General features: G+C 37.3%; 20 protein-coding genes. 14 read left to right on the top strand and 6 right to left on the bottom strand.

Translation table 11 applies throughout. The annotated features are described in order from the left end of the window. Nucleotides 1-139: 139 nt before the first annotated feature. Nucleotides 140-472, top strand: a complete 333-nt coding sequence (locus IGJ46_RS03845) for a putative quinol monooxygenase (RefSeq protein ID WP_002378143.1) — start codon at nucleotides 140-142, stop codon at nucleotides 470-472. A 113-nt stretch (nucleotides 473-585) separates the two neighbouring features. Here the strand turns inward: IGJ46_RS03845 and ppdK are convergent, their stop codons facing one another. Next, the gene (gene ppdK / locus IGJ46_RS03850; RefSeq protein ID WP_002363418.1) at nucleotides 586-3,231 is read right to left on the bottom strand and encodes a pyruvate, phosphate dikinase; all 2,646 of its coding nucleotides are present in this window, start codon (nucleotides 3,229-3,231) and stop codon (nucleotides 586-588) included. 169 nt (nucleotides 3,232-3,400) lie between these two features. Between ppdK and IGJ46_RS03855 the strand changes: the two genes are divergently transcribed. Together IGJ46_RS03855 and IGJ46_RS03860 are read left to right on the top strand one after the other, a co-directional pair. Beyond that, entirely contained in the window at nucleotides 3,401-4,030 is a 630-nt protein-coding gene (locus IGJ46_RS03855; protein WP_002355926.1) for a helix-turn-helix transcriptional regulator, read from the top strand. 12 nt (nucleotides 4,031-4,042) lie between these two features. After that, a complete protein-coding gene (locus IGJ46_RS03860) occupies nucleotides 4,043-4,855 on the top strand; it encodes a pyruvate, water dikinase regulatory protein (protein ID WP_218391474.1) in 813 nt (270 codons plus the stop codon). A 70-nt stretch (nucleotides 4,856-4,925) separates the two neighbouring features. Here IGJ46_RS03860 and mprF read toward each other — a convergent pair whose 3' ends face one another. Both mprF and IGJ46_RS03870 read right to left on the bottom strand, forming a co-directional pair. Next, entirely contained in the window at nucleotides 4,926-7,457 is a 2,532-nt protein-coding gene (gene mprF / locus IGJ46_RS03865) for a bifunctional lysylphosphatidylglycerol flippase/synthetase MprF (protein ID WP_002358907.1), read from the bottom strand. Then, entirely contained in the window at nucleotides 7,454-8,188 is a 735-nt protein-coding gene (locus tag IGJ46_RS03870; protein ID WP_002388840.1) for an alpha/beta fold hydrolase, read from the bottom strand. The genes mprF and IGJ46_RS03870 overlap by 4 nt, the downstream gene beginning before the upstream one ends. Before the next feature lie 176 nt (nucleotides 8,189-8,364). On the opposite strand from IGJ46_RS03870, the gene IGJ46_RS03875 reads away from it, so the two are divergent. Continuing rightward, nucleotides 8,365-8,949, top strand: coding sequence for a hypothetical protein (locus IGJ46_RS03875; protein WP_002404468.1), 585 nt, complete (start codon nucleotides 8,365-8,367; stop codon nucleotides 8,947-8,949). 22 nt (nucleotides 8,950-8,971) lie between these two features. Next, nucleotides 8,972-10,027, top strand: a complete 1,056-nt coding sequence (locus IGJ46_RS03880; RefSeq protein WP_002396489.1) for an endonuclease subunit UvrC — start codon at nucleotides 8,972-8,974, stop codon at nucleotides 10,025-10,027. Between the two features lie 48 nt (nucleotides 10,028-10,075). Here IGJ46_RS03880 and IGJ46_RS03885 read toward each other — a convergent pair whose 3' ends face one another. Next, a complete protein-coding gene (locus IGJ46_RS03885; RefSeq protein ID WP_218391475.1) occupies nucleotides 10,076-12,313 on the bottom strand; it encodes an ATP-binding cassette domain-containing protein in 2,238 nt (745 codons plus the stop codon). A gap of 161 nt (nucleotides 12,314-12,474) precedes the next feature. Here IGJ46_RS03885 and IGJ46_RS03890 point away from each other — a divergent pair, with 161 nt between their 5' ends. The 6 genes from IGJ46_RS03890 to IGJ46_RS03915 all read left to right on the top strand — a co-directional run bounded on the left by IGJ46_RS03890 (nucleotide 12,475) and on the right by IGJ46_RS03915 (nucleotide 20,303). Beyond that, nucleotides 12,475-14,937 carry an amidase family protein gene (locus IGJ46_RS03890; protein ID WP_430613947.1) on the top strand — a complete coding sequence of 821 codons (2,463 nt, stop codon included), beginning with the start codon at nucleotides 12,475-12,477 and terminating at the stop codon, nucleotides 14,935-14,937. A gap of 214 nt (nucleotides 14,938-15,151) precedes the next feature. Next, entirely contained in the window at nucleotides 15,152-16,096 is a 945-nt protein-coding gene (locus tag IGJ46_RS03895) for an aminoglycoside phosphotransferase family protein (protein ID WP_218391570.1), read from the top strand. 42 nt (nucleotides 16,097-16,138) lie between these two features. Continuing rightward, nucleotides 16,139-16,792, top strand: coding sequence for a DUF4767 domain-containing protein (locus IGJ46_RS03900; RefSeq protein WP_010717525.1), 654 nt, complete (start codon nucleotides 16,139-16,141; stop codon nucleotides 16,790-16,792). Nucleotides 16,793-16,901: 109 nt separating this feature from the next. Continuing rightward, nucleotides 16,902-17,312 (top strand): nucleoside-diphosphate kinase, encoded by a 411-nt coding sequence (gene ndk, locus IGJ46_RS03905; RefSeq protein WP_002381321.1) that lies wholly within the window; start codon nucleotides 16,902-16,904, stop codon nucleotides 17,310-17,312. A 152-nt stretch (nucleotides 17,313-17,464) separates the two neighbouring features. Next, nucleotides 17,465-19,075 (top strand): aspartate 4-decarboxylase, encoded by a 1,611-nt coding sequence (gene aspD, locus IGJ46_RS03910; RefSeq protein WP_002355939.1) that lies wholly within the window; start codon nucleotides 17,465-17,467, stop codon nucleotides 19,073-19,075. A 142-nt stretch (nucleotides 19,076-19,217) separates the two neighbouring features. Then, nucleotides 19,218-20,303 carry a hypothetical protein gene (locus IGJ46_RS03915; RefSeq protein WP_430613949.1) on the top strand — a complete coding sequence of 362 codons (1,086 nt, stop codon included), beginning with the start codon at nucleotides 19,218-19,220 and terminating at the stop codon, nucleotides 20,301-20,303. Between the two features lie 114 nt (nucleotides 20,304-20,417). Here the strand turns inward: IGJ46_RS03915 and IGJ46_RS03920 are convergent, their stop codons facing one another. Continuing rightward, on the bottom strand, nucleotides 20,418-21,221 hold the full coding sequence (locus IGJ46_RS03920; RefSeq protein ID WP_002355941.1) for a Cof-type HAD-IIB family hydrolase: 804 nt from the start codon (nucleotides 21,219-21,221) through the stop codon (nucleotides 20,418-20,420). Nucleotides 21,222-21,426: 205 nt separating this feature from the next. Between IGJ46_RS03920 and IGJ46_RS03925 the strand changes: the two genes are divergently transcribed. From IGJ46_RS03925 to IGJ46_RS03935, 3 genes are all read left to right on the top strand, one after another. Then, a complete protein-coding gene (locus tag IGJ46_RS03925) occupies nucleotides 21,427-22,002 on the top strand; it encodes a DUF1361 domain-containing protein (protein ID WP_016627072.1) in 576 nt (191 codons plus the stop codon). Nucleotides 22,003-22,153: 151 nt separating this feature from the next. Further along, the gene (locus IGJ46_RS03930; protein ID WP_002355943.1) at nucleotides 22,154-23,560 is read left to right on the top strand and encodes an NCS2 family permease; all 1,407 of its coding nucleotides are present in this window, start codon (nucleotides 22,154-22,156) and stop codon (nucleotides 23,558-23,560) included. A gap of 209 nt (nucleotides 23,561-23,769) precedes the next feature. Continuing rightward, a complete protein-coding gene (locus IGJ46_RS03935; protein WP_002381323.1) occupies nucleotides 23,770-24,966 on the top strand; it encodes a multidrug efflux MFS transporter in 1,197 nt (398 codons plus the stop codon). 54 nt (nucleotides 24,967-25,020) lie between these two features. Here IGJ46_RS03935 and IGJ46_RS03940 read toward each other — a convergent pair whose 3' ends face one another. Further along, on the bottom strand, nucleotides 25,021-25,206 hold the full coding sequence (locus tag IGJ46_RS03940) for a YjzD family protein (RefSeq protein WP_002355945.1): 186 nt from the start codon (nucleotides 25,204-25,206) through the stop codon (nucleotides 25,021-25,023). Between the last annotated feature and the right edge of the window lie 39 nt (nucleotides 25,207-25,245).

Genomic DNA, 25,245 nt, shown 5'->3' on the forward strand with positions numbered 1-25,245 from the left:
AAATTTTAGAATTCTATTTTTCTTTACAAAACAGAATTGCTATATTATAGTGATTTCGAACACAGAAAAACACAGTAAAATGCTGAATAACCTTAGTTGGGAACGTAAAAAGGCAAGTAAATTTAGGGGGGGAAGACAGATGGCGATTACTATAAATATTTATTATAGTGGGACAAATGGAGGTGCAAGAGAATTTGCCAAAGAAATGATTGCCAGCGGAATTGTAGAGGCAATTCGTGCAGAAAAAGGGAATAGTCGCTATGAATACTTTTTTCCAATGGACGATGAAGAAACAGTTCTGCTGATTGATAGTTGGACAGATCAGGAAGCATTAGACAAACACCACGCTTCTCCAATGATGACCCGTATTATGGAACTTAGAGAAAAATATGATTTGCATATGAAAGTAGAAAGATATGTATCAGATGTAACAGACCCCTTGACAAAAGATGCCGCGTTTATAAGAAAATAACTAGAGTGCAATCATTGATCTTAAAATTTAGTGCTAGGAATATCAGCCGTTTCGACTGATGTTCCTAGCACTTTTTATCTTGTAAGGATGAATCATTTGTTACACACGTTAAATTAAAGAAGGACCATTTGCTCTTCAGTCACAGCCGGTTCGGTTAAAATTTTGGCTTGGGCAGCTGCGAGTTTCGCAATAGGTACCCGATAAGGTGAGCAAGAGATGTAGTTTAGGCCAAGTGTTTGGAAAAACGTGATGGATTGCGGATCACCACCGACTTCTCCACATACGCCAATACTCATGTTTGGTTTAGTACGACGCGCTTTCTCTACAGCTAATTGAATCAGTTGACCAACACCTGTTTGATCTAGTGATTGAAACGGATCTTGGGTAATGATTTTCTTTTCCCGATACGTATTAATGAATTTACCGATATCATCACGAGAAAAACCATAGGTCATTTGTGTTAAATCATTTGTTCCAAAGCTGAAAAAGTCTGCTTCTTCTGCTAACTGATCCGCAATCAGACAAGCTCTAGGTAGTTCAATCATTGTCCCGATTTCGTAAGGGAAAGGAGTCATTTTATGTTCTTCAAAGAGACCGTCAATCGTTTCTTTTAAAATGCGTTTGAGATAGAGAAGTTCTTCTTTTTCGGCGATTAGAGGAATCATCACTTCTGGATAAACAGTAATTCCTTCTTTGACTAATCGAATGGCACTAGTAAATAAGGCTGTAACTTGCATTTTGTATATTTGTGGTTGGGTCACACCTAAGCGACAACCACGATGGCCCAACATTGGATTGGTTTCTTGTAACCGTTCAATTTGTTTGGCGATGGTCACTGGGAACCGTTGTAGTTGCTTCGCCAATAATTGAATATCATTCTTTTCATGAGGCAAAAACTCATGCATCGGCGGATCTAACAAGCGGACCACCATGGGCTTGTCTTGAACTACTTTCAGCATTTGATAAAAGTCTTCCTGTTGAAAATGAAGAAGTTGCTCCAACGCATAGGTTGCTTCCTTTTCAGACTCTGCTAAAATCAGGCGACGCATTTCCAAGACACGCTCTTCACCGAAAAACATATGCTCTGTTCGCGCTAAACCAATCCCCGCTGCGCCAAAACGGATAGCAGTCTCTAAATCTTGTGTAGTTTCTGCATTGGCACGAACAGTTAAATCAGCATATGCATCTGCCCAAGACAAGAGCTCTTGAAGGTCATCGTTATTATCAGCAGAAATTGTAGGAATTTCGCCAAGATAAATTTCCCCCGTTGAGCCATCGACGGAAATGATTGTTCCTTCTAAGATGACCTGTGGCCCGCAGTGTAGTTGTTTGGTTTCTTCATTGACGGTTAAACTTTCACAACCAGTCACACAGCAAGTTCCCATTCCTCGTGCGACCACAGCGGCATGAGAAGTCATTCCGCCACGACTGGTCACAATTGCTTCGCTTACAACCATGCCTTCAATATCTTCTGGTGAAGTTTCTTGACGAACAAGAATGACTTTCTTTCCTAGATTGGTCAGTTCTTTGGCTTTTTCTGCTGTAAAAACAATTTGGCCACTTGCTGCACCAGGACTAGCAGGAAGTCCCATAGCTAAACGTTCCATGTGTTGTCGTTTCTCTTGATCAAACACGGGATGAATTAATTGATCAATCGTATCAGGTGTCACACGCAACAGTGCTTCTTGTTTAGTAATGCGATTTTCTTTGGCTAAGTCTAAAGCAATTTTAACCGTAGCTGCGGCGGTTCGTTTCCCGTTTCTTGTTTGTAAAATATATAATTTTTCATTTTCAATGGTAAATTCAATATCTTGCATGTCACGATAATGATATTCTAAAAGTTCTGCGTAATGGCGAAAATCTTGATAAACTTTTGGCATAGTTAAACGTAAACGACGAATGGGTTCTGGCGTCCGAATACCAGCCACTACATCTTCTCCTTGCGCGTTCAAAAGAAACTCTCCAAACAGTTGATTTTCCCCTGTGACCGGATTTCTAGTGAAAACAACGCCAGTGCCACTGTCTAGTCCACGATTGCCGAAAACCATTTCTTGAATGTTGACAGCTGTACCTAAATCATGTGCAATATGATGTAAGTTCCGATAAACCACCGCACGTTGATTATTCCATGAATCAAAAACAGCTTTGATTGCTTCAAAAAGTTGTGCGACAGGGTCTTGCGGGAAGACCACCTGATGTTGTTCAAAAACTTCTTGGTAGCGGACAATCAAGGCGAAATGATCTGCTTCTTGAAAAGCGGTAATTTTTTTGTTTAGCTCTTGTTCCAAGCGCTCTTTTTGTTGGTCAAATAATTCTTTGGGAATGTGATAGACGACGTCTCCAAACATTTGAATAAGTCGGCGATAACAGTCAAAAGCAAAACCAGGAGAGGTTAAGGTCGCAAATTTTTTCACACGTTGATCATTTAAACCTAAATTTAAAATAGTATCCATCATACCAGGCATCGAGAAGGCAGCACCGCTGCGAACGGAAACTAAGAGAATCTCATTGTCCGCGGTAAAAGATTTGCCTGTTTCAGTTTCTAGATTTTTAACCGCTTTCAAAATTTCTGATTGTAAGTGTTCTTCAAAGAAAGTAGCATCTGCCAAATAGTCCATACAGCAACGGGTTGTAATCGTGAATCCTTGTGGAATCGGCAAACCTAAGCGTGTCATTTCTGCCAAGTTCGCCCCTTTACCACCAAGAGTCTCTTTACCTTCATTGTGTGTTTCGTTAAAAGAATAAATAAACTTTTTCATGCGTGACCTCCGTTTAATATGTGTCTTATATGTTCAATAAACATCATAATAGACGGAAATAAGTTTGTCAATAGAAAAAGTTTTTTGTCAATATGTTGAAAAAACAATAAATATGTGTATAATTGTAAGCGAATGCACAATTTGTTTAAGAGGAATTGAGGAGGAAATGATGAAATTAAGTAAACGACAAGAGCAAATTATCGCTGTTGTAAAAGAGCATCAGCCAGTTAGTGGTGAACGCATTTCGGACATACTAGCCGTTTCACGTGCGACATTGCGTTCTGATTTGTCTTTTTTAACACTTTCAGGAATTTTAAAAGCAAGTCCGAAAGTTGGGTATACTTACGAAAGTGATAATATGGAAGCTTTTTTCTTTTTTGATGTTTTTCAAACAAAAGTTCAGGAGATCATGAGTCCACCATTGATGGTTGCCCAAGACACCTCAATTCGAGATGCGATTACCAACTTATTTATGTATGATGTCGGTTCTCTTTATGTCATGGATGAAGCAAAAGAATTATTAGGGGTTTTGTCACGAAAAGATTTATTACGGGCCTCTTTAAATACAAATATTGATGGCACACCTGTTGCTGTTTGTATGACAAGAGTGCCACATGTGAAAACCTGCACACCAGAATTTACTATTCTTGAAGCTGCTGACACTTTGCAAAAATACGAAGTGGATTCTTTGCCAGTCGTTGAAAAAGAAAATCCTAAAAAAGTTATTGGAAAAATTACGAAAACGAAAATTTTAACCTATATTACGCAACAAGCGAAAGAAGCCGCACAAAACAGATAAGGGAGCTTAATTATGAAAAAAGAGATCATTGTTTATACTATTTCCGATTCACTTGGAGAAACATCACAAAAATTGTTAGCTGCAGCAAGCGCACAATATCCAGATATTTCTTTTCTTAATCGATACAATTTTTCTTTTGTCACAACAGAAGAAGAATTATTAGAGATTTTAAAAGATGCCTTAAAAGATAAAGCCTTAGTTGTCAGTACATTAGTCAGTAAACAACTAATCACAGCGGCGAAAGAATTTAGTGAACGAACAGGGTTGTTATATTTAGATTTAATGGCGCCATTTTTTGAATTAATTCAAGCGAAAGCCGGAGTAGATCCTATTGAAGAGCCTGGACGACGCCACCAACTAGATCGTGCCTATTTTGATAAAATCTCAGCGATTGAATTTGCTGTAAAATATGATGATGGCAAAAATCCTCAAGGGTTTCTTGATTCTGATATATTGTTGTTAGGCGTTTCGCGGACCTCAAAAACGCCAGTCAGTATGTATTTAGCGAATCAAGGCTACCGCGTTTCTAACTTACCATTAATTCCAGAAGTTCCATTGCCGCCAATTTTGGAAGAAATGGATCCACAAAAAATGATTGGTTTAGTTTGTTCGCCAGAAACATTAGGACAGATTCGTAGCAGTCGGTTGGCTTCCTTAGGTTTAGGTAATGAGACCAGTTATACCAATGTTGAACGGATTGAACAAGAATTAGCTTATGCCGAAGAAATTTTTGCGAAGTATGGTATCCCAGTGATTGATGTAACCACAAAATCTGTCGAAGAAACAGCCTTTTTAATTAAAGAAAAACTAGATGAAAGAAATTAAAAAGCTTGGCAACCTCACTAAATTTCAGTGAAGTTGCCAAGCTTTTTATACTTAATTGGGCTTCTTTTTGTTAGTCAATATTTTTTTGATCGACAATGAGTAAAGCAATCATCACGTAGACAATCCAACTACTTTTAGAATAAAGTGTATAGCGTGGTTGCCATTTGCTAGCAAATTTTTCCTTGTATTCGCGTAATCCTTGGAAGGAGTAAATTTCTGAACCAAATTCATAAATTAACGCAGCAATCCGTTCTTGAATAAAACTTTTTCTTGATTGACCAACGTTGGCTAACGGAGCCATCCCTAAATTGAAATAATGAATATTTTCTGTTTTCATATATTCAAATAAATGAATAAATAGGAAATCCATACTTCCAGAAGGGGCTTTTTCTTTATGGTGACGCATCAAGTCGATGGTACCAACTTCATTTGTGTAACTAGGAATGATATTAGCGAAAGAGACCATTTCTCCTTCGGCATTTCGGACAACAGCAATTGGGTTTCTTTGAAGATACGCTTCATCGAAAAATCCTAGTGAAAAGCCTTTTTCTTTTCGATTGTCTAACCAACTATCCGAAATAGCTTTTAATTCGTGCATTTGTTCGGCACTAAAAGGAGGTTGGAGTACGTCAAATGAATAGCCGGCTTTGGTAATTTTATTAAACACTGCGCGGGTACCTTTGAATTTTTTCCCAGACATCGTAAATGTTTCTAGATTAACTAAGGCTTCTTCGCCCATTTTGATAAATTCGTAGCCATATTCGTGTAGTAACATCACGCTGTCCTCATTGGTTTCGTAAAAGACGGGTACATAGCCGAAACGATCTGTTTCTTTAAGGAATGCATCAATCGCCGCAGGAAAATCTTCTTTGTTCCCAGAAGGGTTGCCCATCACAACGCATTTATTATTAATGGTGTTGAATTGTAAAAAGACAGTCGGTTCTTCTTTGGGATATAAGAAAACCTGTTTATCATGAAGAAAGACAAGTTCACTGTCAATATTCCCGCCATAAGTTGTTAAGATATTATGCAAGATACTATCTTCTGGAAACTCACCAACTTGGTGTTTTTTCCCTTGGAGGTAGCGAACAAATAGAAAGTTAAAACTCATAACTAAGAGGATAGCGATAAATCCTGACAACCAGATCCGTTCGGAAGGGAACAAGAAAAATTCCACAAAATGATGACGATGGTGTGGGAAGTTCGGTAAATTATAAACACCAATTACTAGGTATAATAAGGTCAACAAGCCAAAGATAAACCCATCAATCGTCATCCACTCCCAAGAGTAAACCAGTTGTTCACGGTACAATTCTGATTTTGAAAAAATAACGATAAATAATAAAATAGCTAAATAGAAAATGGAAAACATACTAAAGTCAACAACAAATGAATACAAGATAGCACCAATTAATAAAATAATCGTTGGATAATAGGCTCTTTTAACACGATCAGCAATCCCACGTCCCATAATTAATAATGCAAAGCCTAAGACAATACTCGGAATTTGAATAATAATATGAGAACGGAAGGGGTTAATATCTCTTAACCAATGCACTTGAGTGAAGGCTTCTGGAATAGTGGCTAGGAGCACCATCATAATTCCTGAAAAATAAAGTAAAACCACTTCCAGCTTGTGGGCAATTTCCAAAGTAATTTGTTTTAGCAGTTGACGATAATGAGTATCCAACTTTTGGCTTAAGTGTTTTGTAAAGAACAAACAGCCAATTAAGAAAGGAATAATATAATAGAATAAACGATAGAGCAATAACCACAAAACAATAATTTCACGATCGACACCTAAGTTGCTCAGTCCTAAAATCATCATGACATCAAAACTACCTAAAGCCCCTGGAATCATCGAAGCAATCCCAATAATCGAAGCTGCTACATATAAAGGAACAATATCAATTAAAGGAATCGGTACATCTAATAAGTAACCAATACTGATAAAGGTAATTAAAACACCTGTCCATTCTAAAAACGAAGAAACAACTAAAGATAAGCGATTTTTTGCATCGAGGTTACCAAAGGAACTATTTTTTTGGAAATGTAAAATAAGATAAAGTAACGGGAAATAAAGACCGCCACCTAATAACCAAATCCAATATTGCTGTAAATAAGCCATCTTTGGATCAAACTGAACAAGGAAAAAGCAAAGAATACTATAAATAGATAGACCGGATAACACAAAAAGTAAAATATGGGTTAACGCAGGTAAAATTTTCTTTTCCTCTGTTTTATTTCCATAAAATTCAGAACGAAGTCCCATGCTGACCAAACCACCGAATCCACCAATATTATTGATTGTATTGACAATCCAGCTAGATTCAAGGAGTTCCCGTTTTGAGACTTTCAAGTTTAAAATGCGATTTAATGTTAAGTCATAATTTAGCATCGGAGTAACGGAAACTAAACCGATAACCATCATCAATAACAATTTCCATAGCGGAATCTCATCAAAAATCTGTTTTAACTGTTCAAATGAGATCGTTTTACCAATTGATAAAAGTTGGGCAACAACAATAATTGAGACCGCAATAACAAACAGTGTTTTTAGTAATCCTGTATGCGTTTTGATCCAATGAATAATTTGTTTCATTTAGACACCTTCATTTCCTTTAAGAATTTTTCGATTGTTTTATTAAAAATATCTGGTGAGTTTTTGGCAAATAAATGACCCTGTTTATTTACCAAGACCAATTTACCATCAGGAATGGCATCAGCAATCGCCCGTGAATGGGAAAGCGCAATTAAATCTCGACTGCCAGTAATAACAAGAGTAGGACAGGGGATGTGTTCTAAATCTTGTTTTGTCAGTCCAGTATCTTCAAATAACAGAGCCACGATAGGGAGCTGTGCGCGCAATTTTTTTGAAAAAAAAGCGCCAATACGACAAAACCAATATTGAAAATAAGTGGCAATCGTTACATATTTTTTCAGACCAGACATGGTGACATTTCCAGAATTTAAGACGAGTTTGTTGACGAAATCAGGATATAAATGGGTAAAAACCATGGCAATATTTGCTCCGTCACTAAAGCCCAATAAATTAATTTTTGTTAAGTGTTCTTGTTGAATAATACCAGCTAAATCTTCTGCCAAAAGCGGAAAAGTTAATTGACTTTGTGTATTGGTGGAACGTCCATGTCCGCGGGTATCCACCGCAATAACTTGATACTCCTTGGAGAAATAAGAAATTTGATAATTAAAAAAAGTATGATCATTGCCATTACCATGAAGTAACACAAGGGGGTAATTTGTTTCTTTGCCAAAAATTTGATAAAAAATTTGACTGCCATCTATTGTTTGAAAATATTTTTCTATTGCCATTCTCCGTCACCTATCTCATCTATAATCAATCGAGTCCTCTCTCATTATAGAGTCTTTTGTCTTTTTTTTGTAATAAAAAACAGAAAATTTTCCGAACAGTTTTGTAAGGTGTTGTAATATAGTGTGATATAGTAGAAGATAGCCACCTAAAAATTAGACTAGAGGAGGGAAAGTTGATGTCTTTAATCGTTTTAATTGGTGCCCAAGCTGTCGGGAAAATGACCGTTGGCAAGGCTTTAGAAAAGCAGTTAGATGCTAAATTACTATTTAATCATCAAACCATTGACTTATTTGCAAACTATCTTGGGTATACGGAACGTGCATTTCAATTGTCTGATTCCGTTAGAAAGGAACTTTTTCATGCCTTTGTCGAAAATCCAGCCACAAATACAACAAAAAACATTATTTTTACAGTGGTGATTGCTTTTGATCAAGAACAAGATTTTCAATTTTTAGAAGAAATATCAGAAATTTTTCTTAGTAAACATGAAGCCGTCTATTTCGTCGAACTCGTCTCTTCAACAGCAATCCGCCTAGAACGAAATGTTCATCCAGAACGGCTAGAGGCAAAACCTTCAAAACGCGATGTCGACTTTTCTCGAAAAGAATTACTCAATACCTTTAAAGAACATCGATTAGTAAGCCACGAAGGTGAACTAGAAAGTACATTTCCAAATGTAAAAATAACGAAAATAAATAATTCGAACATGACACCAGAAGAAGTAGCAACGAAGATAATTACTACTTTTGGTTTGACATAATGTGAAAGGAACATCGGAATCAATGAAAAAGTTTTTTAAATATCTCGGTAGCTTGATGGTCCTTCTTTTAAGCATAGCTTTAATTTTGATAGGATATTTAACCTTCCGAGAGTTTCGACCACGAGCGGTTGAACCAGTTGCTATAAATAAACAATTTTCAGAGCAAACCATCGAAAAACAGCAATCCATTTCTTTAGTCACGTATAACATAGGCTATGCCGGCCTAGGACAAACAGAAGATTTTTTTATGGACGGTGGCAAAACTGTCCAACCAGTTAATAAGGCAATGGTCCAACAGAATTTAACAGGCATTGAAGAAACCTTAAAAGAATTACCAGCGATGATTTACTTATTCCAAGAAGTCGATCGTCGCTCGCAACGTTCTTATGAAGTCAATCAAGAGGAAGAATTACAAAAACAGCTACAGCTGAACAGCGCATTTGCTTATAATTTTAAGGTAGATTATGTGCCCATTCCTTGGCCGCCGATTGGACGAGTAGAAAGTGGTTTATTAACATTATCAAATGAAAAAATAACAGAGGCTAAACGCATTGCTTTACCCAATCCCTTTCGTTGGCCCGTTAGCATTAGTAACTTAAAACGAGCGCTTCTAGAAACGCGCTTTCCAATTAAAGGCACAGACAAAGAATTAGTGGTTTTTAACTTACATTTGGAAGCCTATGACAATGGGGAAGGGAAGATTGCTCAAAGCAAAAAGTTAGCTGACGTATTATCCCAAGAATACGCTAAAGGAAACTATGTAATTGCTGGAGGTGACTTTAATCAAGTTTTCAAAGGCAGTCATCGATATCCTAACCTAGGTGAAGCTGGTTGGGCACCAGGAGAAATTGATCCTGCAGACTTACCTAAACATTTTTCACTTGCTTATGATGATCAACAACCGACTGTGCGGGTGCTTAATAAGCCTTACACTGGCTCTTATGAAACATCTCAAGTGTATGTAATTGATGGTTTTATTGTTTCTGATAATGTGGCTGTTCATAGCGTGAAAACAAAGGACGAACAATTTAAATATACAGATCACCAACCTGTGAAGATGGAAGTTGGATTGAAATAGAAAAAGTACAAACGGTGCTCATTGCTTGCACCGTTTGTACTTTTTATTTTATAGATAGCCTTTAGTAATAGAGTGAGTGGAATTTAGCATATTTGCTGGGGTTCCTGTAAAAAGAAGCTGTCCGCCATTTTCTCCACCTTCGGGACCTAGTTCAATCAACCAGTCGGCACTTTTAATCACATCAATGTGATGTTCTAATAAAATCAAGCTGTTTCCTTCTTCTACCATTCGATTGAAAAGTTGAAGACTTTGTTGGATATCAATTAAGTGTAAACCATCTGTAGGTTCATCCATTAAATAGATAGCTTTTTTTTGGTGAAGTGTGTCTGCTAATTTTACCCTTTGCAATTCGCCACCAGATAATGTTGAGAGCGATTGATTGAGTTTAAGGTAGCCTAAGCCAACTTCCAGTAAATTTTTTAATGAAAGAGCAAAAGGCTGGTCTTTGAAAAAATCATAGCCATCTTTAACGCTTAAAGCTAGTACTTCAACGATATTTTTTCCGTTATACAGATAATGAAGCACCTCTTCTTTGTAACGCGTTCCGTGACAGGTTTCGCAAATACTAGTAACATCCTCCATAAAAGACATATCGGAGACAATTATTCCTTTCCCCTTGCAAGTAGGACAGGCGCCTTTGGAATTATAGCTAAATAAAGCTGGACTAACATGATTTTCTTCCGCAAACAGTTTGCGGACCTTATCAAAAATATTGAGATAGGTCATTGGTGTGGATCGTAAATTTGCGGTAATGCTTTTTTGTGAAAGATGAATAATTTCTTGGTTATCAGCCTGGGCTTTTTGATAAATTTCTTCCGCTAATGATGATTTACCTGAACCAGCGACCCCACAAATAACAGTCAAAACTCCTAACGGAACTTCGACAGATAGATTGTTTAAATTATGCAGTGTCGCATGTTCGATTGATAAAGACTTCCTTGCTTTTCTTGGTTGGTCGTTTAAAGGGAGCGGCTCTTGAAGGGCTTGACTAGTCAAGGTTTTGGAGGCTAAAAATGCGTCATACGTTCCTGAAAACTGGACATGGCCACCATTTTCGCCTGCGAAAGGTCCTATATCGATGATAAAATCAGCTTCTCTAATTAATTGTGGATTATGTTCCACGAGAACCACGGTGTTTCCTTTATTTTTTAAATTGAGCAATGCACGACTGATCCGTTCGATGTCCTTTGGATGTAAGCCAGCACTTGGTTCATCTAAAATATACATAATATCGTTTAAGGCGCTGTTTACATACTTAGCAATTTTAATCCGCTGTGCTTCACCACCAGAAAGTGTTTCAGTTGCTCGTCCTAATGTGAGGTAGGAGAGACCGATATTAATTAATGCTTCTAGACGTACAAGTAGCTCTTCTTGAATATTTTTTATTAAGGAAAGGTCCATTGAACGAATAAAAGAATGTAATTCAGTGAGTGGCATGTCAACAGCATCAGCAATACTTTTCTGATTAATTTTGCAGCTACGAACACGTTCATTGACTCTACTTCCTAAACAATCAGGACATCTTTTTACGGTAACAAAGTGATTAAGGTATTTTTGATGACGTTTGCCTTCGTCTGTATGCAATATGCTACGTTGCATGCGCGGGACGATTCCTTCATACAAAGCTGTATGAGGCCACTCTTTGGGTGGATTAGCTAGTTTTTGTTGTGGAGCATATAAAAATAATGCTAACTCTTCAGGGGAATAGTCCTTGATTTTTTTATCCAAATCAAATAGACCACTATGGGCATAACGCTTCCACCGCCAGTTGCCAACTGTAAATGTGGGGAAATCGATAGGCCCTTCGTTTAATGATTTGTCATAATCAACTAGCTGATGAAGATTGATTTCGGTAATCTTTCCTAAGCCATCGCATGTTGGACATTTTCCATCCGGATGATTAAACGAAAAAGTATCTGAATAACCAACAAATGGAGAACCTGCTCGTGAAAACAGCAAACGTAAAAACGTATAAATATCTGTGTACGTTCCCACTGTCGAACGAGAATTACCTGCTACTTTTTTCTGGTCAATGACAATTGCAACAGGAAGATTCTCGATTTTTTCAACTTCTGGACGACCATATTTGGGTAAGTAATTTTGAACAAACGAACTAAATGTATCATTTAGTTCACGACGTGATTCAGCGGCTAATGTGTCAAATACTAAGGAGGACTTTCCTGAACCCGAAAGTCCAGTAACAACAGTTAGTTGCTTTTTAGGGATATTGACAGAGACATTCTTCAAATTATTTTGTGTTGCGTGCTTAATTTCAATCCATTCCATTAAAAAACCTCCGTTTCTATTCTATTTTAGCATATAAAAAGAACCTAGCCTAAAAGTTGAACATTGGAATTTTCAAGAGAACTTTACTTTTTAATCGCTTTCATTTATGCTATAAGTAATACAGATTTTTTATCTGTATTAATAGATAAAGGATGTGACTTATGAAGAAGTCGATTTTGTTCAAAAAGTTAGGGATTATTTTATTAATTAGCCAAACACTGGTAGGGGTACCAATGTTGGCACAAGAAAGTATACTAGAAACAACCGTTCAAACAGAGACGGAATCAGTAACAACAGAAACCAGTCAGACTGTAGCTAACTTGGAATCTGAAACTACTAGCCAAACGGTGATGCAGGAAAAAGAATCCTCTTCGGCAATCGCCGAAAGCAGTAGCCGAAATGTGGTTGCAGTAACCACTGAAACCACAAATGAGATACAAAATAGTGATACAGATGGAAAAGCTGTTTCTGCAGAGAATGCTTTTTCAGAAGCAGATTATAAACAAGCAACTGCACTGGAGTTAGCAACTTTAGTAAGAGAAAAAAAGGTGACGAGCGAAGAATTAGTAAAAATTGCGTTGGCCATCACTAAACGTGAAAATCCTACATTAAATGCGGTCATTACTTTACGAGAAGAAGCGGCTTTGACAGAAGCAAAAGCTTTACAAGATACAGGTCAACCATTTCTAGGTGTGCCGCTCTTACTAAAAGGGTTAGGACAATCCTTGAAAGGTGAAAGCAACACGAACGGTTTTGGTTTTCTCCGAGATCAAGTAGCTGGTGGGACATCGACCTTTGTCAAAGCACTACAAAATGCCGGATTCATAATCATTGGTCAAACGAATTATCCAGAATTAGGTTGGAAGAATATTTCAGATTCAAAGTTATATGGCGTTTCCGTCAATCCATGGAATCCTAACCATTATTCAGGTGGTTCTTCAGGCGGAGCGGGTGCTAGTGTCGCCGCGGCATTTGTTCCCATTGCTTCTGGAAGTGATGCTGGTGGCTCTATCCGCATCCCTGCTTCTTGGACAGGCACCGTAGGCTTGAAACCTTCTAGAGGAGTAATCATTGGTAATTCTAATAGTGCAAAAGGTCAAACTGTTCACTTTGGTTTAAGTCGAACCGTGGCGGATACAAATGCATTATTTGAAACCTTATTAACCAAAAAAGATCTTCCTGCGGGACATTTAAGTCAAGCGCAACCCATTGCTTATACAACAGAATCCCCTGCCGGAACGCCTGTAAGTGCCGAAGCAAAAGAGGCGGTCGCTGAAGCTGTTGCTTTTTTAAAAGACCAAGGGTACACATTGGTTGAAGTGAAGCACCCTGTTGATGGGGAACGTCTAATGAAAAATTATTATACTGTAGCTGCTGGCTCAGCAGGAATTGCCGATTTTATGGCGCGGCAGAAATTAAAAAGACCGCTTGAACGAAATGATGTAGAACTGTTAACATGGGCGCTTTTTCAAACAGGAAAAAATATAACGAGTGAAGAGACAACTGCGGCTTGGACAGATATTGCTTTACAAGCACAAGCGATGGACGAATTTTATCAACAGTATCCTATCTTATTAACACCAACGACAGCTGCCACGGCACCTAGTATTGATAATCTGTTACTAAAACCAGAACATGCAGCACAGATGGAAAAAATTGATCAATTGTCACCAGCAGAACAAAAACAATTGATTTATGACCAATGGCTGACGGCGTTCACATATACACCGTTTACACAACAAGCAAATTTATTTGGACATCCAGCATTAAGTGTACCAACTTACGTTTCAAAAGAAGGACTGCCTTTGGGGATTCAATTTAATAGTGCATTAAATGAAGACCGAACGTTGCTACAATTAGGTGCTTTATTTGAAAATAACCACAAGATAAATCAACCACATGTAGAAGAACCAGACAAAGACAAAGAGCCAAATGCAAGCGGCGAACCAGATAAAGACAAAGAACCAGATGCAAGTGGCGAACCAGAAAAAGACAAAGAGCCAGATGCAAGTGGCGAACCAGAAAAAGACAAAGAGCCAGATGCAAGTGGCGAACCAGAAAAAGATAAAGACTCAGATGCAAGTGGCAAACCAGATAAAGACAAAGAAACAAAAACAAGTGAAGGACCAATCGAAGGAAAAGATCAAAACCAAAACCAAAACCAAAACCAAAACCAAAACCAAAACCAAAACCAAAACCAAAACCAAAACCAAAACCAAAACCAAAACCAAAACCAAAACCAAAACCAAAACCAAAACCAAAACCAAAACCAAAACCAAAACCAAAACCAAAACCAAAACCAAAACCAAAACCAAAACCAAAACCAAAACCAAAACCAAAACCAAAACCAAAACCAAAACCAAAACCCAGACAAATCTGGAAAAACTACTAGTGAGTCATCCTTAGATAATTCGCTGAATTCATCAGCAAATCAGGGAACCAAATCAACAGAAAGTACGCATGCTTTTTCTAATAAAAGTATGATTGGGAAACAAGAACAGCTTCCCAAAAAAGTATTACCAAAAGCAGGTGCAGAAGTACCTAGTACTTTCTGGATTGTTTTAGGAGGAGCTTTCTTAGTAACGAGTGGAACGATTTATATAAGGAAAACTAGAAAACGATAACCAGTGACGAGGTCGGGACAGAAGTGTTTAACTCCGAGAAATAAGAAGGAATTTCCGAAAATTGTTCTTTAATTTTTGGAGAATTTCGGCTTATTTCCGAAGGAGTTGCTTCTGTTCCCGCCGTTTATCAATTTTTAAGCCTGGAACAAAAATTCAAAGTGATTTTTGTCCCAGGCTCGCCTTTTTTCTTTGGTATACTAAAACCAATAGGGAAATGGAGGCGAAAGTAATGAGGGCGTTTGAGAAGATTCCAGCGTTTCAGCAATGGCAAAAAGTTGAAGCTATTCACCGTGGTTGGTCAACTGATTTAAAGTTTAAAGTTACCAAAAATCAAGAAACCTTTTTATTGCGAATTTTTCAACAAGAAGAGTTATTAGCTAAACAACAAGAATATCAATTTATCAAAAAAGTAGCGGCGTTAGGATTTCCCAGTTCTAAACCTTTTTTATGTGCACCTATTCCTGAAAGTGAACAAGGATACATGTTATTAACGTATCTAGAAGGTGAAGACTTAAGCGATGTTTTACCCGCTCTTTCTCCCAAAAGACAACTGAACTTAGGCGTAGAGGCGGGCCGCTATTTAAACAAAATCCATAAGCTTTTGTTGCCTGAAAGGATTAGTCAAAGAGAGCTTGCGCAAAATTTATACGAAAAAAAGCAGAGCCAACTAAATAAGTATAAGGAATCTCAATTTTGTATGCCGTACCAGCAGCCAATAATTTCATATTTAGAAAAACAATTACCGTTATTGCAACAACGGCCTGTGGTTTATCAGCATGGAGATTTCCATGTGGGAAATTTTATTTACTTGCCAACTAGGCAGGTCGGTGTGATTGATTTTAATCGATGGGATTTTGGGGATCCTTATGAAGAATTTTACAAGTTACAATTTTTTTCAAGAAATGTTTCGCCATTGTTTGCTTATGGTCAATTACAAGGTTATTTTGCTGGGAAAGTTCCTACCTTATTTTGGCAGTTTCAAAAGCTTTATACTTTTCACGCAGGACTCTATTCTTTAGTTTGGGCACTGAGCTTTGGTGAAAAAGAAATCAGGACTATGGAACAGCAATACCAACAATTACTAGAGGACTATAATTGTGGAGAATTACTAGTTCCCAAATGGTTTTCAACTATCCAAAGAAAGGGATTGAGATTTTAGGTTTATTTCGATAGAATAAAAATAAAAACAGGAGTTTAAGGAATGAAACTAAACGGGATTATTATGATAGCGATTGTTGGAAGCGTTTTATCTAGCTGTGGTTGGCAAAAATCGAAAGAGGAATCACAGAAAGTACAAACCGTACAAACAAACAATGTAAATACTGAAGAAACAAGAGCAATTTCAGCAACCGAAGTTAGTCAAACCACGGCGTTGGAATTAGAGCAAACAACGCAAACACAAGAATTAATTGAATTAGTTACAGAAGAAGGGACGATTTGGAATCAGCAAAAAGCAAAACAGTTAGGACAATACATGGAAACCTGGGGTCAAGAACGCAATCAGAACTATCAAGCGTACCAACCAGGTCACTCTGTAGCTTTTTACACGATTCAAGTGCCTGATGATTTATTGAGTTATGAACCTAAAATACAACCAGCTATTGGGAACAATCCCATTTGGTTAAATTGGTCAGAAACAGGCAGCGAAGGGGGTTATTGTCTGGTGGCAGTATACTCTGACAGTGCGACACAAGTTGCCCAGAAGCATGTCTATTTATTTACTTTAGTGAATGGTGAAGCCAAAGTTTATGTGAGTAAAGAACAGCCAGTAGAGGAGCAACCTTATTTGTTTTTAAAAGAAACAAGCAATACAGAACTGAAAGAACAATTCACAAACCTTGTGAATAATCTTTAATTTTTTATTTAATCAAAAGGAAAAGAAAATTTATCATTGACAAAGTATCCGCTTTCATTTTATTCTGTAGCTACCCCTTGGGAAAGGGCAAAAGGAAGTTTTGAAAGGGATGGAAAAAATGAAGGAAACAAGTTTAGTAATTATTAAGCCAGATGGCGTTGAACGAAAGTTAGTTGGCAAAATCATTCAACGTTTTGAAGATAAAGGTATTGACTTATTGCACCTTAAATTCGAACGACTAACAGTAGAAACAGTGAAGGAACATTATGAGCATTTAAAAGATGAACTATTTTTCCCTGAATTATTAGCCTATATGACAAGTGGCCCAGTGGTTGTGATGGTCGTTGTAGGGGACAATGTGGTTAAAAAAGTGCGTAAATTAGTTGGAGCAACGAATCCGTTAGATGCTGAAAGTGGCACCTTACGAGCGGATTATGGGTTGTCTGTCACCAAAAATTTAATCCATGCTTCTGATTCTGTTCAATCAGCAAAAATTGAGATGCAACGGTTCTTTGGTTAATCAGCAAAAAAGAAACAATCCTTTATTTTTTATAAAGGATTGTTTCTTTTTTATTAATTGTCAGAATATTCCGCTTAAATGGTTGACATCTGGAGGTAGAAGAGTAGTATAGACTACATACTAAATGACTGTGTGTGCTTCAGGAGGATAAAATGATAACAAGTGATGAATTGACAGAAAACCTTAGTCCGTTTGAATTAAGTCTATTTTTAGAGAAGAAATTACATGAAGAAAATCATAATTTAGAAACATTGTTAAATGCAGGGCGAGGCAATCCTAATTGGACGGCGCCAACACCAAGGGAAGCCTTTTTTTTATTAGGTCAATTTGCTACAAAAGAAACGTTAAGAGAGGGGAGCGAACAAACGGCTGGTATGATTCAGCCAAGTTTTGGTAGAACGCAACGCTTCTTAAACTTTTTAGCAGAAAATCCTAGTAAAGGGGCAACCTTCTTACAAGAAATTTGGACAGCAGAGCATAACTATTTTGGGATGGATAAGGAAATGTGGTTAGATGCCATGTTAGACTATGTGATTGGGGATAATTATCCGAATCCTGTTCGTTGCTTGAAGGCGTGTGAACAACCGATTAAAGCATATTTAAATCAAGAATTATTTTCCAGCGAAGCACAACCGTTTGATATTTTTGCCGTTGAAGGTGGTACAGCAGGGATTTGTTACTTGTTTGATACGTTGGCAAATAATTATTTACTAGAAAAAGGTGATCGTATTGCGTTGTTATTACCAACGTTTGCTCCTTATCTAGAAATTCCAGAACTACCACGTTATGATTTTGACGTGGTTAAAATCAAAGCAGAGCAAATGATCATTGATGGAAAAACGACGTATCAATACTCAAACAAGGAAATTGATAAACTAAAAGACCCGTCCATCAAAGCGGTTTTTGTCGTAAATCCCAGCAATCCAACTGCCAATGCTATGGGAAAACCTACCATTGAACAAATCAAACAAATCGTTGCAGTGGATAACCCTAAGCTAATGATTTTAACAGATGACGTTTACGGAACTTTTGTGCCAGCTTTCCGTTCACTATTTACGGAGTTACCTTACAATACAGCCTGTATCTATTCTTATTCTAAATACTTTGGCGCTACCGGTTGGCGTGTGGGGACCATTGCGGTCAGCCAAGAGAACATCTTTGACCAATTATTAAAAGAATTGCCAGTGGCTCGAAAAATGGAATTACAGGCACGTTATGCTACATTGAATGCAGACACAAGCCAAATTAACTTTATCAGCCGCTTAGTCGCAGACAGCCGCGATATTGCGTTGAACCATGCAGCGGGACTTTCTTCTATTCAGCAAGCAATGATGGCTTTATTTAGTTTGTATGCTTTGTTAAAAGACGGTCAAGCATATAAAGACGAAGTGATGGATATTTGTCATACGCGTGAAAAGCTCTTGTTCCGCACCTTAGGCATTGAAGAGCCTTTAGCAAGTTTAAATACAGCATACTATTGTGAAATTAACTTTAGAGATTGGACAGAAAAACGTTATGGCCCAGAATTTTCAAGTTATTTAACGAAATCGTGGACGATCACAAAAGTATTAACTTCGTTAGCAGAAAAAGAAAAATTAATGCTTTTAAAAGCGGATGCTTTCGGGAGTGACAAATGGTCAGTTCGAATTTCTTTAGCCAATTTAGCTACTAACCAATATAGTGAAGTTGGTAAACGAATGATTCGCCTATCTGAACACATTAAAGAAGAGTGGTTGCGCCAAAAGCGCCAAGCAATTAAATAAAAAAACGCTAAGTCTCTTAAGCTGCAGGAGACTTAGCGTTTTTGTTTATTATTTATTCATTTTTCCGTCAGTTTTGGTTTATAAATGTTTGCTACACTGGAGATAAGAGGAAATTAAGCGTTTATAAAAAGGAGAGAAGTGAATGAAACATATTAAAGGAATGTTGGTTTTTATCGGATTATTTGTTTTGGTCGGTTGTACGCCAGATCAAGAGCCAACGAAACAAACAACAAGTGGTCCGCAAGAGACAAAGCAAGTGAAGCAAGTTACCGTCACCAATCAAACGACTTCTGCGGCGGAAAAACAAGCGCCGACTAAAAATGAAGAACTGATTGCTAATCAATTGACTTTTGATTCTCATGAATACACGTACGAAGTGGTTACAGGGGCCACACAAACGACATTTGGGACAACCCCACCATCAAAATATACACCAGAAGAAAAAAAGGAAAAAATGTTTTGGTCCAATCAACCGCCTTTGGGATTAATGACGGGTAACTATTATAAAAATGAAGGTGTATTTACTGGGGGAAATTACGGCATTGTAGAGATTATTACGGAACCTGAAACGCAAAGGATTCTGAATGTTGAGTTTACAGAGTTTGCTAGTGATCCTTATTATGATACACGCTATTCGGGTGTAAACAAACGCCTGTCAGATTATCCTGAATTTCAAGCAAGCAACACGCGCACAGACGATACGTTAGTCACCGTTGTTAATGGTATTACTTATGTAGAAAAACAAATGCGTGACGAAAATCGTGTCACAGGTAATTTTTATACGGTACGCGGTTCATCAACTTCTGCGCGTGAAGGATTAATGCCTTTAGCAGCAGAGATGGACACTTGGCTAAAAGAGCCATCGAAAGAAACGTATATCGGTTACGCAGAAGATTTAGGCAATGGCCTAATCGCTCGACTTCAAGTGATAACAGAAGAGCAGAAAATAAAACATGTCAGCTATGATGAATACTTTTCAGATGAACAGGAAAAAATCACAGAAACAGCCCTGCGGCCTTTTTATCGTCAATCGAAATATTATTCACCAGGATACAATAAACAAACCAACAATTCTTTTATTCATTTTGTAGATGCACTAACAAAGGCCATTACGACACAACAAACTTTATCCGTTAACGAAGAACAAGAGCTACAGCATCCGTCTTTTACTACTTATCAAAGATTGGCTGAAAAAATCAGCACGTTTCAAAATTCATTGAAGGAATAAAAAAACGGAAGTGGGGCATAAGTCGTTTCGACTTATGCCCTACTTTTGTAATCTTAAGATTATCAGCTAAACCAAAGTGAGTTCTTTTTAAAGAAATACTTTTATTTTAGCCTTTTATAGATCTAAATAATTTTCTAAGTAATCTGCTAAACCATCTTGATCATTTGTTTTTTCAGTGACATCGTTGGCTACGGATTTAATTTTATCCGTGGCATTGTTCATAGCAACACCCCAACCAGCATAACTTAACATTTCTTCGTCATTATGTTCATCGCCAAAAGCAATGATATCAGCTGGTTTGACAGATAAAAAGTTCGCCACTTGATCAACGCCATGGGCCTTTTGAATTCCTTTTGCGACCATTTCTAAAATAGGCATTGGACCGCCCCAAGTGCGGACATCAATATAATCACCATATTGTTTTGTCAATGTATCAGCAACTTTTTCAGCTTGGTTTGGTGTGGTCCGAACCATCATTGAGGTAGGATTTGTTCGTAAATTTTTAGCAGTAAGTAAATTATCTAAGGTTGCTTTGGAAGCAAAAAATTTCGGATCGAACCCATCTAACGTATCGATATAAAATGTTTCTTTGTTTTCAGCAGCAACAAAATCTAATTGTAATTCTTTTTTCTGTGCCAAAATGTCAAAGACTAGGTCACGCTCAATATTGGCTTCGCTTTCCAAGTCCCATTTTTTCTCTGGAATGTGGACTAAAGCGCCGTTAAAGTTAACCATAGGGGTCGTTAGGCCAAGTTGTTGGTAAAATTGATGACTCATTCTATAGGGACGTCCAGTGGCAATACTGACGTAATGACCGTTGTCAATCGCTTTTTTTAGTGTTTGTTCGGTTTTTGGACTGATTAAAGACTGTGCATTTAATGTTGTGCCGTCTAAATCAATAGCAATTAATTTTTTCAAGTAAAAATTCCTCCTAAATGCCTTTTACTCAGTCTAGCATAAAACCGAAGATTATCAAGGGGAGAAGCATGTTCATTTATAAGGTTTAAAAAAAAGCTTAAGAAGTATGCTACACTAAAATAAACCGTTTGAAAAAGGAGCGCAGAGCATCTTGAAAAATTCTAGAAATTATTTACGAGTGATCACCTTAATCTATTGTATCTATATGTGGTTATTTGCTACGCATTTTCATTTTATGGCGTTGAACGTGTTGTTAGCCTATATTCCAATTGAACTTAGTTATCTTTTAAGCGCAGAAAAACGTAAAAGGGATTGGTTGATAGGTTTTGCTTGGTTAATTTTTTATCCTAATGCGCCGTACCTATTTACGGATTTTTTTCATTTAGAAACGCTATCTATTTATCGAGGCTTTAATACGATTTTTGCAAACCAAATTGGTGATTGGTGGGCGTTTGTTTGCTTAACTAGCGGGATTGTTATATATGGGCTTTTAGGGATGAAAACAGTAACAACTGTTAGCCGGAAATTGCAAAGTTATTGCGGCTATAGAACAATTGTAGTCTTTCAAGCCAGCCTTCATTTCTTGTCTGCTTTGGCGATTTATGTTGGACGTTTTGATCGATTACACAGTGTCTATCTTTTTATGAGTCCAATTGAAACAGTGAAAATTATCTTTTTTGACTGGTCCCTTCAAAAATTAATGTTTATTTTATTAATGATGTTTCTACAGATGCTATTGTTTGGGCTAATCCAATTATTAGGAAAAGAAGAAGCAATGTAAAGCTTTTTCTTTTTTTATATCTGTAAAACACGAACATTATATAGAAAAATATATATAATAGTTAATATTTTGTTGTAAAAAGATAGCGATTCTCTTATAATCAAAGAGTAATTATTCGAAAACATGGATTTTAAGGGAGAGAAGTGCAATTATGAATACGTTTTTCAAATTAAAGGAAAACAAGACAACGGTATCAACTGAAATAATGGCGGGGGTCACGACCTTTTTTGCAATGAGTTATATTTTATTTGTTAATCCGTCCATTCTTTCAGAAACAGGGATGCCTTTTCAGGCTGTTTTTTTAGCGACCATTATTGCTTCAATCATCGGTACATTAATTATGGGGCTGTTTGCTAATGTACCTTACGCTCAAGCACCGGGGATGGGACTCAATGCTTTCTTCACGTTTACGGTCGTTTTTGGGATGGGGTATACATGGCAACAAGCATTAGCAATGGTTTTTATTTGTGGTTTGATTAACATTTTGATTACAGTGACAAAAATTCGCAAAATGATTATTAAAGCAATTCCAGAGAGTTTACAACATGCTATTGGTGGTGGGATTGGAATTTTTGTCGCTTATGTAGGGTTGAAAAATGCTGGCTTACTAAGTTTCACAGTACAAGCAGAACCTCAAAATGGTGTTGTAAATGGTTCGAGTATCGTGCCCGCTTTAGGAAATTTTGATAATCCAGCCATTATTTTGGCGGTAATTGGGTTAGTTTTAACAACGATTTTAGTTGTCACGAATGTTCGTGGGGCTATTTTAATTGGCATTGTGGTTACTACGTTAGTCGCAATTCCAATGGGGGTGGTAGACACTGCTTCGGTTGATTGGCATGCTAATTCGTTGGGCAATTCATTTAAAGAATTAGGTACAACTTTTGGCGCTGCTTTTGGTGCTGAGGGCTTACAGTCATTGTTTAGTGATTCTTCAAAAATTCCTCAAGTTTTAATGACCATTATTGCCTTCAGTTTATCAGATACGTTTGATACAATTGGAACATTTATCGGTACGGGACGTCGAACAGGGATTTTCTCTAAAGAAGATGAATTAGCTTTAGAAGATAGTAAGGGCTTCAGCACTAAAATGGACAAAGCTCTATTTGCAGATGCTATTGCAACATCTATCGGTGCGATTTTTGGTACATCGAATACGACAACTTATGTAGAAAGTGCAGCAGGAATCGGTGCGGGTGGTCGAACAGGTTTGACATCGGTAGTGGTAGCAATTCTATTTGCCCTAAGTAGTCTTTTTTCACCACTTATTGCTATTGTACCAGCACAAGCTACGGCTCCAGCGTTAATTTTAGTGGGAATTATGATGTTAGCTTCTTTCAAAGACATCAATTGGACGGATTTAGAAGATGCGATTCCAGCATTTTTTGCTTCAATTTTCATGGGATTATGTTATAGCATCTCTTATGGGATTGCTGCTGGGTTCATCTTTTATGCAGTGGTGAAAGTAGTCAAAGGAAAAGCCAAAGAAGTTTCACCAATTATTTGGGTCATTGATGCGTTGTTTATCTTAAACTTTGTAATCTTAGCTATTTTATAGTAAACAGAAGTGAGGCTAAGATAACAGCGGTTAGCTTTGAAGGTGTTGCATTTATTCAGCTGTTTATCTTAAGCCCAAGTGTTAAGAAGTCTGGCAGATTGGTCGTTTTGACCGGTCTGTCAGACTTTTTTTTAAAAGAATTTTCTTTTGAGAGATTCACTCTTTTAGAGTATAGTGGTAGGTGAAGAGGTGATAAGGTGGATAAAAGTATGAAAATAAAATGGAAGCAGAATTTGTTAGTCGCATGGATTGGTTGCTTTTTTACAGGGGCGAGTATTAGCTTAGTTATGCCGTTTATTCCAGTATACGTTGAACAATTAGGGACGCCTAAGAGTCAAGTAGAGTTGTTTTCTGGATTGGCAATTTCTGTCACGGCATTTGCTGCTGCGATTGTTGCACCGATTTGGGGAAATTTAGCTGATCGAAAAGGTCGGAAAATTATGATGATTCGGGCTGCAGCAGGAATGACGATCACAATGGGGGCGTTAGCGTTTGTCCCTAATGTATACTGGCTGTTGATTATGCGTTTTATGAACGGGATTTTATCCGGCTATATTCCTAACGCAACAGCGATGATTGCGTCGCAAGCGCCAAAAGAGAAAAATGGCTGGGCTCTAGGAACATTATCAACAGGTGCAATTGCTGGGACGTTAATTGCGCCATCGATTGGCGGTGCGTTGGCACAGTGGTTTGGAATGGAAAATGTCTTTATTATTACCGGCGTTATTTTATTCATTACAACGTTGTTGACTATCTTTTTAGTTAAAGAAGATTTTCAACCAGTTGAGAAAAAGGATTTATTAACGACGAAAGAAATTTTTAGTAAGATGGATCATGTTTCAGTATTGATTGGTTTGTTTGTGACTACGTTAATTTTACAATTAGGAATTACAAGTATCAGCCCAATCTTAACGCTATATATTCGATCTTTAAGTGGCGATACAGAGAATGTATTATTTGTTAGTGGTTTGATTGTTTCGATTGCCGGCGTTTCAGCAATTATTTCTTCTCCAACTTTGGGAAAAATTGGGGACCGCATTGGGAACCAAAAAGTTTTATTAGGCGGATTAATTCTTTCTTTTATTTGTTACATTCCCATGGCGTTTGTGCAAACACCTTTTCAGTTAGGTGTTTTACGATTCCTTTTAGGTTTTTCAACAGGCGCATTAATGCCATCAATTAATACGTTAATTAGTAAAATAACGCCAACGGAGGGCGTAAGTAGAGTTTATAGTTACAATCAGATGTGTAGTAATTTCGGTCAAGTTTTAGGACCGATGGTAGGGTCAACAGTTGCCCATGGTTTTGGCTATTCTTCTGTTTTTCTGGTAACCGCTTGTTTCGTTTTAGGAAACATTGGGTTGTCCTTCTTTAATTTCCGAAAAGTTTTAAATAAAAAGCTCTAAACAGTTGAAAAGATAAAAAAACCAGTTACAATAACTTTAGTAACTGGTTTTTTCTTATTTAACAGGTTTGGTTTCTTTCGGTACTGCAAAGTGTGCAATTAATAAAATAATAACGGCTGTTGCCAACGATAGAATCGTTGTCATTTTAAAGTCGTATGAACCACCAGATAATGCACCGCCGATATATCCAACGACTTGGCCTAATGCGAAGGTCCAGAAAAATACAACAAGATAACGCATATGAGCACCTCTTTTCTAGCTCTTAGTTTAGCATATTTT

Origin of the sequence: Enterococcus sp. AZ120 (genome assembly GCF_050546165.1) — a bacterium.
Taxonomy (GTDB): Bacteria; Bacillota; Bacilli; order Lactobacillales; family Enterococcaceae; genus Enterococcus; species Enterococcus faecalis.